12 protein-coding genes are annotated in these 15385 nt (G+C 36.1%); 4 read left to right on the plus strand and 8 right to left on the minus strand.

Features of this window, described 5'->3' with window-relative positions; all coding sequences use genetic code 11:
• Window positions 1-81 precede the first annotated feature (81 nt).
• Window positions 82-363, plus strand: coding sequence for a hypothetical protein (locus CRI88_RS09785; RefSeq protein WP_231745100.1), 282 nt, complete (start codon window positions 82-84; stop codon window positions 361-363).
• Between the two features lie 47 nt (window positions 364-410).
• Here the strand turns inward: CRI88_RS09785 and CRI88_RS09790 are convergent, their stop codons facing one another.
• On the minus strand, window positions 411-908 hold the full coding sequence (locus CRI88_RS09790; protein WP_036122871.1) for a GNAT family N-acetyltransferase: 498 nt from the start codon (window positions 906-908) through the stop codon (window positions 411-413).
• Between the two features lie 653 nt (window positions 909-1561).
• On the opposite strand from CRI88_RS09790, the gene CRI88_RS09795 reads away from it, so the two are divergent.
• Window positions 1562-2998, plus strand: a complete 1437-nt coding sequence (locus CRI88_RS09795; RefSeq protein ID WP_036122875.1) for an amino acid permease — start codon at window positions 1562-1564, stop codon at window positions 2996-2998.
• Window positions 2999-3312: 314 nt separating this feature from the next.
• Here CRI88_RS09795 and ald read toward each other — a convergent pair whose 3' ends face one another.
• From ald to CRI88_RS09815, 4 genes are all read right to left on the minus strand, one after another.
• Window positions 3313-4440 carry an alanine dehydrogenase gene (gene ald, locus CRI88_RS09800; protein WP_058844806.1) on the minus strand — a complete coding sequence of 376 codons (1128 nt, stop codon included), beginning with the start codon at window positions 4438-4440 and terminating at the stop codon, window positions 3313-3315.
• Window positions 4441-4455: 15 nt separating this feature from the next.
• Entirely contained in the window at window positions 4456-5742 is a 1287-nt protein-coding gene (gene kynU, locus CRI88_RS09805) for a kynureninase (protein ID WP_170829884.1), read from the minus strand.
• Between the two features lie 160 nt (window positions 5743-5902).
• Entirely contained in the window at window positions 5903-6511 is a 609-nt protein-coding gene (locus tag CRI88_RS09810) for a TetR/AcrR family transcriptional regulator (RefSeq protein ID WP_036122895.1), read from the minus strand.
• Between the two features lie 534 nt (window positions 6512-7045).
• Window positions 7046-7894, minus strand: coding sequence for a pyridoxamine kinase (locus CRI88_RS09815; protein WP_036122898.1), 849 nt, complete (start codon window positions 7892-7894; stop codon window positions 7046-7048).
• 178 nt (window positions 7895-8072) lie between these two features.
• On the opposite strand from CRI88_RS09815, the gene CRI88_RS09820 reads away from it, so the two are divergent.
• Both CRI88_RS09820 and CRI88_RS09825 read left to right on the plus strand, forming a co-directional pair.
• On the plus strand, window positions 8073-8627 hold the full coding sequence (locus CRI88_RS09820; RefSeq protein WP_036122901.1) for an ECF transporter S component: 555 nt from the start codon (window positions 8073-8075) through the stop codon (window positions 8625-8627).
• A gap of 136 nt (window positions 8628-8763) precedes the next feature.
• Window positions 8764-9204 carry a cell wall hydrolase gene (locus CRI88_RS09825; protein ID WP_036122904.1) on the plus strand — a complete coding sequence of 147 codons (441 nt, stop codon included), beginning with the start codon at window positions 8764-8766 and terminating at the stop codon, window positions 9202-9204.
• Window positions 9205-9432: 228 nt separating this feature from the next.
• On the opposite strand, the gene CRI88_RS09830 is transcribed toward CRI88_RS09825, so the two are convergent.
• The 3 genes from CRI88_RS09830 to CRI88_RS09845 form a co-directional block, all read right to left on the minus strand.
• Entirely contained in the window at window positions 9433-10347 is a 915-nt protein-coding gene (locus CRI88_RS09830) for a hypothetical protein (protein WP_101966552.1), read from the minus strand.
• A 404-nt stretch (window positions 10348-10751) separates the two neighbouring features.
• A complete protein-coding gene (locus CRI88_RS09835; protein WP_036122910.1) occupies window positions 10752-12008 on the minus strand; it encodes an MFS transporter in 1257 nt (418 codons plus the stop codon).
• A 1852-nt stretch (window positions 12009-13860) separates the two neighbouring features.
• Window positions 13861-14526 (minus strand): hypothetical protein, encoded by a 666-nt coding sequence (locus CRI88_RS09845; protein ID WP_101966553.1) that lies wholly within the window; start codon window positions 14524-14526, stop codon window positions 13861-13863.
• Window positions 14527-15385 lie beyond the last annotated feature (859 nt).

Genomic DNA, 15385 nt, shown 5'->3' on the forward strand with positions numbered 1-15385 from the left:
GGAATGCTGCCGTGTGACTTAACCGTGCAAATTCATACAATATATGTAAGAACAAATACTTTTTAGATGGGAGGGGATTTTATGAATCACAATAACATGCTGTCACCGAATATTGTCATGACCCTTTTTATCATGCTTGGCATTTCCTATAATTACTTTTACGATTCATTCGCCATTCAAATCGAATACTTAGGTAATCTAGGATTTTGGCTAACACTCCCCTTATCAATTATTATTATTGTGTTGAGTATATGGCTACTTAAAAAGAAAGTGCCTATTGTTAGCACTTTACTTATACTTGTTATGGCTGGTATTACTTTAGTCATTGCATTATTTTCATTGTTCCATTGGAGTTCACCATAAAAATTTATAGCCTTTGAAGGCTGACTTCAAAGGCATTTCTTTTTTTACTAGATGTACAGCACCATATAATCTTCATCAACATATTGCTGTCCTATTTTTAACGCACGCTTTTCTGTTCCAAACACCTGAAAGCCTAGCGATTTATATAGCCCTTTTGCTGAATCATTGGAAGACACAACCGTTAAATTGATCTGCTCAACGACCGCTAATACCTTTGCTTGATTAATGACGGCTAACATTAAATGTTTACCTAAGCCAAGCCCTCGCTTTTTTGGAGAAACATAAACGGCAAAAATGTTCGCTTTATGCTTTAGCTTCATTTTATTTTCCTGTACCAATGTCGCAACGCCCAGCAAATCATTCTGTTCAAATGCCCCGAATGTAAACGATTCCTGACCCTCGAGTCTACTTGCAAATAAGGCAAGCCCCATATCCTTTTCCTCTTCAAAGCTAGAACCAAATGCCTCCGGATTCATTTGTAGTCCCTCTAATCTCAAATGACGATATACCTCAGCATCTGCTGCTGTTAAAAGCCTAATTTCCATTCTTCCCCTCCTATAACACTTTTCATTTTTATCGACCCTAGCGAATAGCATTTGATGTATTTTTTCAAGAAAATGAAGGAGGTTAAAATAGATGTCTAGCAGTATCGCGAAACACACTCTTATACTGTCGGTGAACACTATTAGCAGTACAAGAAAAATACACTTTGTACTAAGTAATCAAGACATAGAGCAACCTTAACGAAACAATCGTTTTGCAAGCGTTCTTAAAAGATTTTTCTAGGCAAACCCAATGCATATTTTCAAGCTATACAGTTGCTGGTTATTTATAGAAGACATCATTTTCGTATAACACTAGGGATTTTTCAGGAGATTTGTTTTCTTATCAAGCATAACCTCTACTAAATAAGTGATATAGTATCAATTATTTACGGAAATGATTTTATTAAGCATAAAGGATAATTATATATGAAACACCTTACTTTTAGTGATTATAATCCGTTGTTGATAAAATAAACAAACCAAATTACATACATTAAAGAGAAAAAAAGATATATATTCAGAAAATTACGACATATTATATTGACACTGTGTCATTTTTAATTTAGTATATGCATAGATTCACCAGATTTTTTAGAAATGATAGAAAGAAGTTGATCTATGAAAGATGAAATTTACACAAAGGGGATGAAAGAATGGTTAAACATAACCACAGTATGGAAGACATTATGGAACGTGAGCAAGGTTTAAACAAGGGATTAAAGACAAATCAAATTACGATGATTGCCATTGGAGGTGCCATTGGGACAGGGTTATTTCTCGGCAGTAGCTTAGCCATCGGTCTAGCTGGTCCAAGTGTTATTGTGAGTTACGCTATAGGAGCTCTCATTGCACTATTACTAATGGGTTGTCTCGCAGAAATGACGGTTGCGCACCCTACAACTGGATCATTTGGTGCTTATGCTGAAAAATACGTAAATTCCTGGGCAGGATTTGCTATTCGGTATTCCTATTGGTTCTCATTAATCTGTTCAATTGGTACAGAGGTGACCGCTGTTGCCCTTTATATGCGGTATTGGTTCCCAAGTGTACCCAATGCTGTATGGATTATATTATTTGCTGCTATACTGCTTTATGTAAACGCTACCACAGTGAAATTATTTGGCGCTGTAGAATATTGGTTCTCCGTTATTAAAATCACTGCGATTGTCGGCTTTATTATTTTAGCTAGTATTGTTATTTTCGGGGCAGATAGCTCCTCCAATATTGGCATCCAAAACTACTTCAATGATGGCGGCTTTTTCCCACATGGTTTTTGGGGAATGTGGATGGGTATATTTATTTCATTATTTAGTTATCTAAGTATTGAAATGATTGCTGTAAGTGCTGGGGAAGCAGAGAACCCAAGGAAAGCTGTCCCAATTGCATTAAAATCAGCTGTGATTCGTTTAATTTTATTTTATATTGTAACACTTGTACTAATGCTGATGATTGTCCCTTGGGGAATGGCAGGTGCAGACAAGAGCCCATTCGTTAAAGTAATGGAAATATTAAATATTCCTGGTGGCGCATCCATGATGAACTTTGTTGTTCTAATCGCAGCGCTTTCGGCTATGAATAGCCAGCTTTATATTTCTACTCGTATGATGTTCTCACTTTCACGGGGTGGCTTTGCTCCGAAGCAATTGGGTAAGCTTAACAAAAGACAAGTTCCGACGAGGGCATTGCTCGCATCTGTTATCGGTATTATCATTGCTACAGCATTTTCGATTTTCAAGCCAGAATCAGCTTTATCGCTTATGATTTCAATTTCAAGCTTTGGCGCTATGTTTGCGTGGTTTATGATTTTCATTACGCATCTATTTTTCCGTAAAAAATACAAACCGATAGATGGAGAAAAACTACCTGTACGTATGATTGGTTATCCTTATTTAACCATTTTAGGAGCCGTTCTATTAGCTTCTGTCGTATTATCAACATGGTTCTCTCCTGATTTTAAAGCAACATTACTTGTCGGCTTCCCTTGGCTTATCTTCATTTCCATCTGCTATTATATTTGGAAACGAATAAACATAGCAAAAAATCGTGTCATCACAAATGATCTTGAGGAAGAGCAAGTAGAAACCATATAGCATAGTTGTTAAAGCGCTAAAACTAATAAGATACCTCCAAGACTGATAAAGGATAGGAAATTCTCTATCCGTCTTGGAGGTATTTTTCAGATGAACAAAATGGAAAAATAGTTCCTAGAAAACCAGATGTAAACTTGATCTTAATACTATTAGAAAGCAAAGCCATTCAGTTCAAAAAATCTATTGATCGTACACATAGCTAACAGCCAGATAAAGATGCTACTATATAAAAGGCCTGAGTTCCTATACTATACTGAACTCAGACCTTTTCAATTTCTTTTTACATTCATATAATCTCAGTTCTTCGAGTACAATTACACGATTTGACCTTTTAATAGATCCTCTGCGCTTTCACATGGTAGCTGTAAAGCTTCAGCAACCTTACGCATTGTAATTATACCTTGATAAACATTCAAACCTTTTCGCAATGATTCGTTTTGTAATAGTGCTTCCTTATAGCCCTTTGCTGCAATTTGTATAGCATATGGTAATGTCACATTCGTTAAAGCCATTGACGATGTTTTCGGCACTGCACCTGGCATATTACCAACTGCATAATGCACAACACCGTGTTTTTCGTATGTTGGATTATCATGTGTTGTTACACGGTCTGCTGTTTCCACAATTCCGCCTTGATCAATGGCCACATCTACGATAACAGAGGCTGGCTGCATGGCTTTCACCATCTTCTCTGTCACAAGTCGGGGCGCCTTGGCACCAGGAATAAGTACTGCACCAATAACCAAATCTGCTGTTTTCAATTGTTCTGCAATGTTGAAGCTATTGGATAGCAACGTTTGAATACGATCCCCAAATATCTCTTCAAGCTGGCGAAGTCGAGCGGGATTGACATCTAAAATCGTCACATTTGCACCTAAGCCTACAGCAGTTTTTGCTGCATTATAGCCGACAACGCCACCACCTATAATGGTTACATTCCCTTTTGCCACACCTGGCACACCGCTTAGTAAAATACCTTTACCACCATTTGTTTTTTCTAAATAATGTGCACCGATTTGCGCAGCCATTCGACCAGCCACTTCTGACATCGGAGCAAGAAGTGGCAGGCTTCCATCGGCTAATTGGACCGTTTCATAAGCAATGGCTACTACTTCTTTTTCTAAAAGTGCCTTCGTTAATGCTTCATCTGCTGCTAAATGTAAGTAGGTAAATAAGATTTGTCCTTTGTAAAAATAATCATATTCTGAAGCGATTGGCTCTTTTACCTTTAGGACCATTTCGGCAGCCCATACGTCCTTCGCCTTTGGAACGATGGTTGCACCAGCTTCCATATAGTGCTCATCTGTAAAATTCGAGCCAAGACCTGCGTTCGATTCAACAAGTACTATATGACCTGCAGCTATTAAAACACTTGCACTTGCAGGCGTTAAAGCAACACGGTTTTCCATTACTTTTATTTCTTTAGGTACACCAATAATCATTCCATTACTCCTTTATTATGCAACGATTTCCCGTTCATTTTTGAATTGCTCATACAATTTTTCATCCATAATTGTTTTTAGTATTTGAACGACTTCATAGACCTCTTCAAAGGTGTTATAAAGTGCCACAGGTGCGATACGAATACCATTTGGTGCTCTAAAATCAGGAATAACTCCCTTCGCTTTTAATGCCTTACAAATACGAGCCGCTTCTGTATGTGTTAAAAAGATATGTCCACCTCGTTGCTCATTGATTACTGGGCAATTAACTTCGAAACCATATTCGCCCAAATATTGATAGTATAGTGCAATGAAATACTCTGTTAGCTGAATTGATTTCTTACGAATACGTTGAATGCCTGCTTCATTAAAGAGTTCCAACGCACCTAGCAGTGGCGCAAGGTTTAATAAATGTGGTGAGCCCATTTGATAAGCACCTGCATCTGGTGCCTGTATAAGGCTTGTTTCCATATCAAATTGCTTTTCTTTAGCCGAGCTAAACCAACCTGCCAAGCCTGGCTTTGTATTAAAATGCTTCTCATTGACGAATAATCCAGCGACAGCACCAGGACCTCCGTTTAAATGTTTATAATTACACCAGAAGGCAAAGTCCACATCCCAGTCATGTAGTGAGTGCTCTATAGAACCCACTGAATGACAAAGATCAAAGCCAATTAGAATACCACGCTGATGCGCTTCCTTTGTTAGCGCTTCCATATCAAGAATCTGGCCACTTCGATATAACACACCAGGAAGGATAATCAATGCCACATCATCTGTCATCGCAGATACAATATCATCATGCGCATAAAAGTGCCCGTCCTTACTACGAACATATTGAATATGCTCCTCAATATTTTCATAATGCAAACCTAATTGACTTTGTACTGCATATAAGTCAGTTGGGAAATTTAATTCATCAATAACAATTTTTGTTTTATTACCTGTTGGCTTATAAAATGTTGCAATCATTTGATGCATATTCACAGTAGTAGAACCTGTTGCAATGACCTCCTCTGGTTTCGCGCCTACAATCTTGGCCAGCTGAGCACCCACTTGCTCAGATAAATAAAACCAAGGATATTCCCCTTGCGTCCACCCATCAATGCCGTACTGTTTCCAAGAATCTAAAAGCGTCAACAGACTTGCCTCAGCTTTCTTTGATAAAAGCCCTAATGAATTCCCATCAAAATAAATGGTCTCTGGCTGAAGATAAAATTGTTCTCTAAATCCTTGTAAATCATCATTTTTGTCTAAAAAAGCTGCGTATTCTCTTGTAGGATTAAACTCCATATTAAACACCTCACCTTTCTAAAATAATGGTAGCATGGTCATCTTTTAACCACCTTATATTCATCTTATCAAAAAGTGACACAGTGTCAATATTTTTAAAAAAAGAATTTTTATGTTTTAAAATTGATTTTTAATACATAAAACAGAAAAAACCTCCAACAGGGGGAGGTTAATCAGTATAGAGGCCTTTCATATAAAAATGTACCATTAATTCTACATTTTGCTCGATTGAGACATTTGGGTCTTGCAAGCAACGCCAAAGGAAACTCTCATTAATGTGATACCACATATTTGCAACATCTTTGGCATTTAGATGGGCGTATGCAATATTATTATTTTGCACATATAAAATATCTTTCTCAATATGATCAATAAAGTGTTGCTGAACAAGAGACCATTTTTGACGAATTTCCTCTGAGCTCCCTATTGCCTCAAGAACCAGCTTCATGAGCTTCTCGTTTTCTATACCTTGCTTATTGAATGCCTTTACCTGGAATGTAATTTGCTCTCTTGCTTCTTCCTTTGATTTCGGAACAAAGCTTAACTTCGCAATATTGTACATTTTTTCAAGAAGCGAATCGATTATTTCTATTAAAAGTGCATCTTTATTGGAAAAATAAACATAAGCTGTGCCATGCCCAACACCAGCTTCCTTAATAATTTGCTTCATCGTTGATTTCTGAAAGCCCAGTTCGAAAAATACTTTTTTCCCAGCCTCAATTAATGTCCTACGCGTTTCATGAGCACGGTCTTGTTTAATTTGACTACGATTCTTCATATTACACCAACTTCCACTTTCTCATTATACAGTGATAAAAAATAACAAGGTATTACATGAGGTTGAACAGAACCAAAGCCAATTTTGATTGTACTTCAATCAAAACTGGCTTTCCTTTTCATTATAACATTTTTATTATGACGAAATAAGAAGAAACCTTTTATTACAGCACACTACGTTTTTTCTGCACCCTAACAACACTTAACTTCCCAAAACGAGTAAGCTCACAATCGCTTGTTCAAAATATTTTAATACAAAGTGAAAAGAGAAAGATACGCTGCTTGCACACGATTAAGTAATAAACTTAGCTAATAGAAATTAAAAAGGCTGCCCATATCAAACTTATAACCTCAATTGTATTTTTTAATATTTAACTTTAAATTCTACGCACATTATTTAGTCACAAATAGTGCCCTAAAATAAAAGCGGCGTGTAAGCTCATATTAGCCCCCTCGCCACTCATAAATTTATCAATCCTTCAAGAAAATCAAATGACCCTTTTTCAAATATCCAATAGAGGAAATCAATAATAATCTAAAGTAGCATGCGTAAAAACTGTTCAAAATGTACGCCTGCCTCGCGTGGAACTTGCTCCTTCGATGTAGCTTCGATCGCGGCGGCTAAAAATGTCTCTGCCAGCTTCATAGACTCCACTAAATCTTGCCCACGCATCATGCCGCCCATCACAACGGATGCAAATAGATCACCTGTACCTGAATAGCTCTCACCGTTATAGTTGCGAATACTATGGAAAGACCGCTCCGCATCGACAAACATATTGCCAACATAACGCTTGCCCGCAGCTGCTGTTGGTGGATTCAATCCAGTAATAATGACGTTCGCTCCAGTCGCCTGTTGTAGCTGTTGTCCTGCCTCTTCAAGAGTCTGAATATACTCGATATCGTTTTGATAGCGCTGTAGCTTCTCATACGACAAACCTGTAAGCAAGCAGCATTCCGTAACATTTGGTGTAATAATGTCAGCACACTTCACTAACTCTTTCATTCGATCAAGTAACTCACCCGTAAACATTTTATAAACCTCGCCATGATCGCCCATCACTGGGTCAACAAGCAATGTCGTTTCATTGGCGTGAAACACGTCTAAAAAACGAAAGATATTATCGATTTGCTCCTTCCCTGTGACAAATCCTGTGTGAATGCCATCAAAGGTAGTTCCAAGCTTGCTCCACTCATCTACAAAATAGTCCATCTTTGACGTTAAATCCTCACAATAAAAACTCGAATACCCTGTTTGCGCCGTTAAAATAGCTGTTGGAAGCGGTACTGCTTGTACGCCCATTACAGACAGTACAGGTATCGCAGCCGTTAACGAGCACTTCCCAAAGGACGACATATCTTGAATTACAGCAACTTTTTTCATCATTCATTCCACCTAACTCATCCTGCTTATACTTACCTCATCGTATCACAATTAGAAAGATGCGAAAATAACCTCAATCTGACCTCTAATTTTTTTATAAAATTGACACTTTCACAACAGTCAGTCCTTTGCTAAAGTAAAAATCATCAAAATATTCATCATAGTGAGGAAGAGACAAATGCAAAATATACAAAGGCCATCATCCTTTACAAAATCACGCACGAAAACATTTGATTTAGTCATTACAGCTATTTTAGCAGCACTTGTTTTCGTAGCTACCATGTTCATCAATCTTAAGCTACCGATCGGGCAAGGTGGACTTATTCATTTAGGGACATCCATGCTTTTCATTTCAGCTATTTTATTCGGACCTAAAAAAGGGGCACTTGCTGGAGCCATCGGAATGGGTTTATTCGATATCGTAGGCGGCTGGTTAATCTGGGCACCGACTACTATTATTTCACGTGCATTACAAGGCTTCATCGTTGGTAAAATCGCCTGGTCAAAAGGACATACAGGTGATAATCTTGGGCTGAATATTTTAGGGGCCGTCGTATCCATGCCTGTGATGATTGCCGTTTACTATGTTGGGCAAGCCATTATGTTCAATAGCTGGATTGCACCGATGGCATCCATTCCAGGAGATGTCATTCAAAACTTTGTAGGCTTAATGATCGCCATTCCAGTATGTGTTGTACTGAAAAAAACACCTTATTTTAAAAAGAATTTTTAATCTAAAGACGCCATCTTGCTGTTTTGTACACTGCAATGATGGCGTTTTTTTATTGAGTAGTATGAAAAACAACGAATTTCTAGATAAAGCGAAACTAGCCTTGATCTTTTTCATACTATAGGGTGGAGGTGTAAAAATGCCAAGAGTAAAATACCGCGATGCAGACGTTGCTTTAATGGCAAGGATGATGAGAGCAGAGGCTGAGGGTGAAGGACAACAGGGTATGCTATACGTGGGCAATGTCATTGTCAATCGTGCAGTAGCATCTTGTTTAGACTTCAACGATGTTAGAACCATTGAACAAGTTATTTACCAGGTACAAGGTGGAAATTATTCTTTTGAAGCCGTTCAAAAGGGCAATATGTTTTACCAACGAGCGAGAGAAACCGAAAAAAGATTAGCGAAACAAAATTTAGACTTCTGGCGAGATCATCCAGCAAAATATGCACTCTGGTACTTCAATCCATATGCCCCATGTCCCCCAACATGGTACGGCCAACCGTTTACTGGTCAATTCAAAAATCATTGCTTCTATGAACCTGCTCCAGATACTTGTGAGAGTGTTTATATGGGATAGGGTAATATTTGAGTTCGCTACGCATTTTTAGTTATTCCTATATTAAATAAGGAAAAACATATTATTGACCAATGAAATAAAGGGGAACAATCTAAAACTTAGATGTTCCCTTTTTGAAATTGAGTTAGGATCATTCAGAAGATGGAGCACCAACGTTCAAACGATTCTTATACATTTACGAACAGTAAATAATAAAATGCATTAGTGAAATTGATTTAAACTCCTTATTTAATCTTGGAAACTAGTTAATATACCATCTTCAAAATAAAGATATTGCCCGTTTCCATAAACCCATTGTTCATAAGACCCGTATTCTGTTACTGTTCTATTAATATCATAAGGTGCGCCCCATAGTGATGCTAATACTTCGTCATATGTCATTCCAAGTGTAGGATTCATCCCCCTTGCATTTTCAATTTTTTCGTTCATTACTTTTTTTTCTTCTGCTCTTCTCTCCATTGTATATAAATTACTTCGATATTCATGTTCTATCCATCCCCAATCATTTAGAGTTATTGGCCCAAACGATGATGGATTGGCATAAGACGTATTTGTTATTCCTGCTACAATTTCATCCCTCATTCTTCCAAAGTATTTAGGATTTACAGCAAGTGCTAGTGCTCCTGAAGCCTTATAGGAATTCTGATCGGTTTGTAAATATAAAGCATAATTATACATTGCTAAAAATTCTTCATTGTCTTCTAGTACTTTTGTATTTTCATATAGTTCTTGAACTTTTAGGAAATCTTTTGTTCTGACTGCTTGTTCCATCTCATCTAATTTTAACTTTTTCTCTTCTTCTATAATTTTTACAACCTTATTCCAATCTTCACGATTCAAAACGATTCTCATTCTGTTATATTTAGATCCCAAGAATTGTACATTTTTTTCCTGTATTAATTGATCTACAAATTTTGTACCAACTGCTCTAACTTTATCAATTTCTGATTCTGATACATCTAAAGTTTCCATTTCAACTAAAAGATCCTCATATTTCCTTTCTTTTATAAGTGTTTCTAATGTTAAAATCTCTGCCTCAATACCGCTTTCCATATTTTTTTCTTTTATAACTTTTTCATCATTACAAGCAGACAACATTAAAATGAGACCAACACCGATTGCAACATGTTTAACTTTTAACACTGTTCATTACCCCTTTACGCTTTCCCCATTATGTAATATTGCTATAGAAAATCTTTTGTTCTTGAATGCAAAAAATAATAACGATCCATTGGTACTATTCTTATTTATCAATCGTTTCATAAAAAATAAATCCTACTCAGAGGAAACATCTTTTTAAATACCTGATTATGAAATATGTTACAAAAAGCTCAATATATACATTTTATATTTCTATGTAATTTTAATCAATAAGATAGTAAATTTATACTGTAATGATTACGTTGAAGGAGTAATATGGATTCGTTTTGTACAATAAAAGGGAATTACCTTTAATACAGGTATTCCCTTTCGTCATTACATTATGGCGCAGTTTTATTCACCTTCGAAATCTATGCTCTGTTTATAAGTAGGATAAAAGGATGTTCTCAACCTCCTGTTTCCACACGCCTTTCCTTAAACAACATCACCCCAATTAAGCCCATAACAGAGAATGCGACTGGCGAGATGAAACCATAGTAATATCCATCACTGATGTTACCTGAGGCAGACTGAAAATAATCCAAAATATAGCCAAACATAATGGGTAATAATGCTGCACTTAGAAAGCCCCCTGTATTGGCAAACCCCGAAACGATACCTGATTCAGCTAAAGGGAAAGTTTGGCGAACAGCTGCAAAAGTCAAGGCACTTGCACCATATCCAAAGCCGATGATAAAGAACAGGACAATGAGCATGAAAATGGATGGATGCCCTTTCAATAAAAGAAAGGCAAACCAACTCACTAAAACTGCAATATGAACAACAATATAAGGCTTTTTAATCGTTCCTAACCAACCTGCAACCCAACTCGTTAACGGAGCTCCCATCAGTGCCCCAATCAATCCAATCATAATGAGCTGGCTTGCCTCAGCACGTGTCATCTCATACATATTGATCCCATACGGAACAGCCCACGAGCTGATAAAGCCAACATAGCCTCCCACAACGCCAAAATGACAAAAAAATAAAGCCCACGCTTGTCGACTCGAACATATTCTGCGTAATAAAACAGAGGTTTTTTCACGTTGTACTTCCTCAGTTACTACTACTAATTCTTCTGCAAAAATTCGTTTTGTAGTTTTCACAAGCACAAAATAAAGAAGCACTCCACATAAGCATAATAAGAGCCCCGTTGAAAAAAATGTGATCCGCCAACCAAATAACAGGATCAAGGTCGCAAAAGGGACTGTCGCCAATAAGAAACCAAGACTCCCAGTCATCCCAGTAAAACCAATTAATCGGACAAACTCCTTTTTCTGAAACCATTGCGCCAAAATGAGCACCATATTCACCCATATGGTCGCATCTCCTACCCCAGTAAGCATTCTAGAGAAAAACAGTACGAATTCATGTGTACCTAAACTATAAAGAATTGTACCTAATCCTGTAAGGGCAGCACCAACGATAAGAAAAAAATTCGGCCCAAACCGATCCGCTAAAATCCCCATCGGAATCTGCAAACCCGTATACACAAAAAATTGTATACTCGTCAATAACCCGATTGTCGATGCTGTCACACCAAAATCCTTCATCAATTGATCCGTAATTAACCCTGGAGCAGTTCGCTGACTTGCCATTAACAAATAGGTAAACAATACAGCAACAAACACAACCCATCTGTACTTATGATGTTGTTTGTCCAATAATCACTACTCCCATTAGCTTTTATTTTATGTATATGAATTTTAGGTTGGGGAGAAGACCTTCTATTTGAGGTAGTTTTGAAATGAACATACATGCTGACATTACATTGAAAGAAAATGCACCTAGCCTAGACTAGGTGCATTCCATAGTGTTGAAAAACAAAACCATCAATAGACTTTTTGTGAAAGGTGAAAATAGATTTCCGTTGCAGGCTACTTGCTTTCCTGTGGGCGAGCGCCGAGCCGCTTCCTCCGCTACCGCTCCGTGTAGGGGCTCGCCTGTCTCGCTATCCCACGGGAGTCAAGTAGCCCTCCACTCCAATCCATAAAAATATTTCTTTTTAGTAAAGGTTTTCAAATAAAGGGAAGGTGTTCACTACTTTTTATGAAGAGGTGTGTCACGCATCACTTCTCCATATTGAAAATAAGAGTTTATCCCCTCTAAGAATACAGATAGTGGGCTATTTGATCGCTCTACTACTATGAAAAAAAGTAAAGACACTTTGCAGAATGGTTGATTGGAGTGGAGCCAGCGTCACTCCTAGGGGATTTGGCGTCACAGATGAGACCCTGGAGCGAGCGTAAGTGAGTGAAGCGGCTCATCGGACGCCCCCTGGAGTGGCAACAGGAATGAACTAACTCTGGCACTCTGTAAATCTAGTTTCTTTCTAGCTGCTGATATTCACCTCTTTTCTTTCAACAATATGAATGCACCAGCCTAGACTAGGGTGCATCCATGCTTTCAGGCTAGCTTGAGGCTGTGCTGTGAACGGCATGTATTCCTTAATGTCCTGTCTAGTCCTTGGAAAAAATATCTGACAACCACACAACCTACCTGGCCAGCATTTCTAAAGACATTATCAGTTTGGTATTTATGATCGGACATTATCTGTCCAGGACCAGCCATTATATCTGCATTAAACTCTGTTAAAAAATGGAACTTTACACTTTAAATATCAACAAAATTTTTATTCTTAAAATATGACTCTGAATTACTATCTTTTTAATTCCAATCCATTAGCACTATGCTTTTATATCTATATAATCTGTTCTTTTACCATTTTTAGCTGTGCTGAATCCTATTGTAAATAAATTTTCAAATCCAAGTATTACTATACTGCTCTGATCATTAGAGTAATTGCAACTCCAAACTTTCACTGCCAAGTTCTTTGGTTACTTCACATTTAGACAGACATTCTTGCCATATAATGCAAAAAGAAATAGATAAAACAACTTGAGTCTATACTCAATATGGAAGAATCAGCACTACAATTTTCGAATTAAGGAATATGATATACTAAATAACTTCCAAAGCCTCCCAAAATGAAGACTATATTTTAACTCTAATTGAACTACGCTTAAATTCATTCAAATATTGCTAATTCTATAAATAATGATAGAATGCAACTACTAGATTCTTTGGTAATTGTGTGCAGACTGCATCCATTGAGGAAGATATCATCTTTATGGTGATCCTGAAACTATATCAAGAAATTACTTTGCAAAATCCACATCTCCATTAAAAAATCTCTAGAAGAAGGAAGTGATAGTGATTGAAAAATTTTAAAAATAGCTGCCAGAAACTTCACACACGCTGCTTAGCTATGTTCAATGTAAGAGAAAATCAGTATATAAATCACCCATAATATTATATGCTTATCTATTCGCACTCATTCTGCAATTTCTGCCTACTATGATCTTTCTAAAAAAACTACTAACTCCTACCTATAGTAGAGCTGTGCTCAACTTTTCGACATACAGGTGTACATCTTAGTTGCAAAATTTTCCTAACCATGCATTAAAACATTCAAACTGAATCGTCTGATGTACACTCAACTATAACAATCATACTCTAGATAAAAGAACAGAAATAAAGAACTAGAACAGCCTTTAATGACCTTTTATATCCTATATGAAAACTATAAACATTGTAAACCAAAAACATTGTATAAGAGACAGTTACTAGACTTATAGCAATGATTTTATATGTCCTTACATATAAATACTTCACAAAGAGAAATGATATTAACAAAACAATGATAATTAGTAAAGCTGCGTTCCAATCAAAATTAAAAATTAGCGGCAATAAAAAAGGTACAGTATATAGACCGTTTGTTAAAACCTTTTTCAACGAAGAGATATAAGTTAAATTATGTTTCATTAGTTTAAATAATAAGGTAAATTGTCTCAATAAATCAGTATTTAAAATTTTCATTAGAAATAACACAAAATAATATATTACTAATAACAATATTAATAACAATATTACTTCATTAACAAACGATATACTTTTCGTTAATAATGATAAATCCAACTGATTTGAATCTGGATTATATAAACTTTTAATGTTTTTATCAACAGAAGTGAAAAACTGTTTATCCTTCAATAAGGAAAAAAATCGAATTTGATCGGTAAAATCCACCGTTTTAATAGCCAAAAATAAAGTGAACACAAATGCACTAATAATAATTATAAATTTCTGTGCTTTGTGTAATCCTATAGGTTGTTTCCTACCCATTTTTAACTTCCTCCAATTCTAAGTATTGCTATATAAATTGCTCTCTCCACTTTAAAGACAAAAAAATACTTTTCGAAAAGTACATACTCACTACTGATTTTTTAATAATCCATTTGAAAGCTATGCTATAAGCGGAACCATGAATAATATAATTACTTATTTTTAACACATATTATAAAAACAAAATTTTGATATAATTTACAATTTACATAGTAAATAATCATAAAATAACCAAAAACAATTTAAGTTTTCAAATATAGACCGCCCCCTAATATATAAGGAATTTTGATATTGTTAATAAGCTGAAATTATAATTAAAAAGTATGCGGTAATCGCAAATATTGACATAGAATTAGAAATTACAATGCATTGAGCTTTTTCTAATTGTCTTAAATCCTATTTAGAAAAAACTCCGCTTCAGTAATCCCTGTATATAGCTAGTAATAGGTATAAGTAAAAGTTTTCATCTAATCTATAAAGTTATTTTGTTTGACTTGGCATACTAGAAAACATATAGTGTTGAATCGTTGTTTATCCTTGATAAAGAAATCTTGTATACTCAATAAAAATTTCTTCTAAAGATCCATACACGTTATCTGTGGTCAATCAATAATTCAGGCGGATTATTGCTATCATTTAATTTTCAGTTTTTCATTTATCGTTTTTATAAAAGGCTACCTCAATATCTATTAATGTCAGAGGAGGGCTCGTTTAAATACCGACATCGCCACATTCTACCTACTAAAAATTAAAAAAAAACGGGGTTTCTTCATATCTTCGGCATTTACTTAAAGACTATCCATGCATTTGGATATTAAAACTAAACTGCTCTCTATACTCACACTACAGAAGAATTAGA

The organism is Lysinibacillus fusiformis (genome assembly GCF_002845985.1).
GTDB lineage: Bacteria > Bacillota > Bacilli > Bacillales_A > Planococcaceae > Lysinibacillus > Lysinibacillus fusiformis_D.

Coding starts and splice junctions, on each gene's coding strand:
- CRI88_RS09795 (WP_036122875.1), top strand. CDS start 1,562: ATGGTTAAACATAACCACAGTATGGAAGACATTATGGAACGTGAGCAA.
- CRI88_RS09820 (WP_036122901.1), top strand. CDS start 8,073: ATGCAAAATATACAAAGGCCATCATCCTTTACAAAATCACGCACGAAA.
- CRI88_RS09845 (WP_101966553.1), bottom strand. CDS start 14,526: ATGGGTAGGAAACAACCTATAGGATTACACAAAGCACAGAAATTTATA.
- CRI88_RS09790 (WP_036122871.1), bottom strand. CDS start 908: ATGGAAATTAGGCTTTTAACAGCAGCAGATGCTGAGGTATATCGTCAT.
- CRI88_RS09815 (WP_036122898.1), bottom strand. CDS start 7,894: ATGAAAAAAGTTGCTGTAATTCAAGATATGTCGTCCTTTGGGAAGTGC.
- CRI88_RS09810 (WP_036122895.1), bottom strand. CDS start 6,511: ATGAAGAATCGTAGTCAAATTAAACAAGACCGTGCTCATGAAACGCGT.
- ald (WP_058844806.1), bottom strand. CDS start 4,440: ATGATTATTGGTGTACCTAAAGAAATAAAAGTAATGGAAAACCGTGTT.
- CRI88_RS09785 (WP_231745100.1), top strand. CDS start 82: ATGAATCACAATAACATGCTGTCACCGAATATTGTCATGACCCTTTTT.
- CRI88_RS09825 (WP_036122904.1), top strand. CDS start 8,764: ATGCCAAGAGTAAAATACCGCGATGCAGACGTTGCTTTAATGGCAAGG.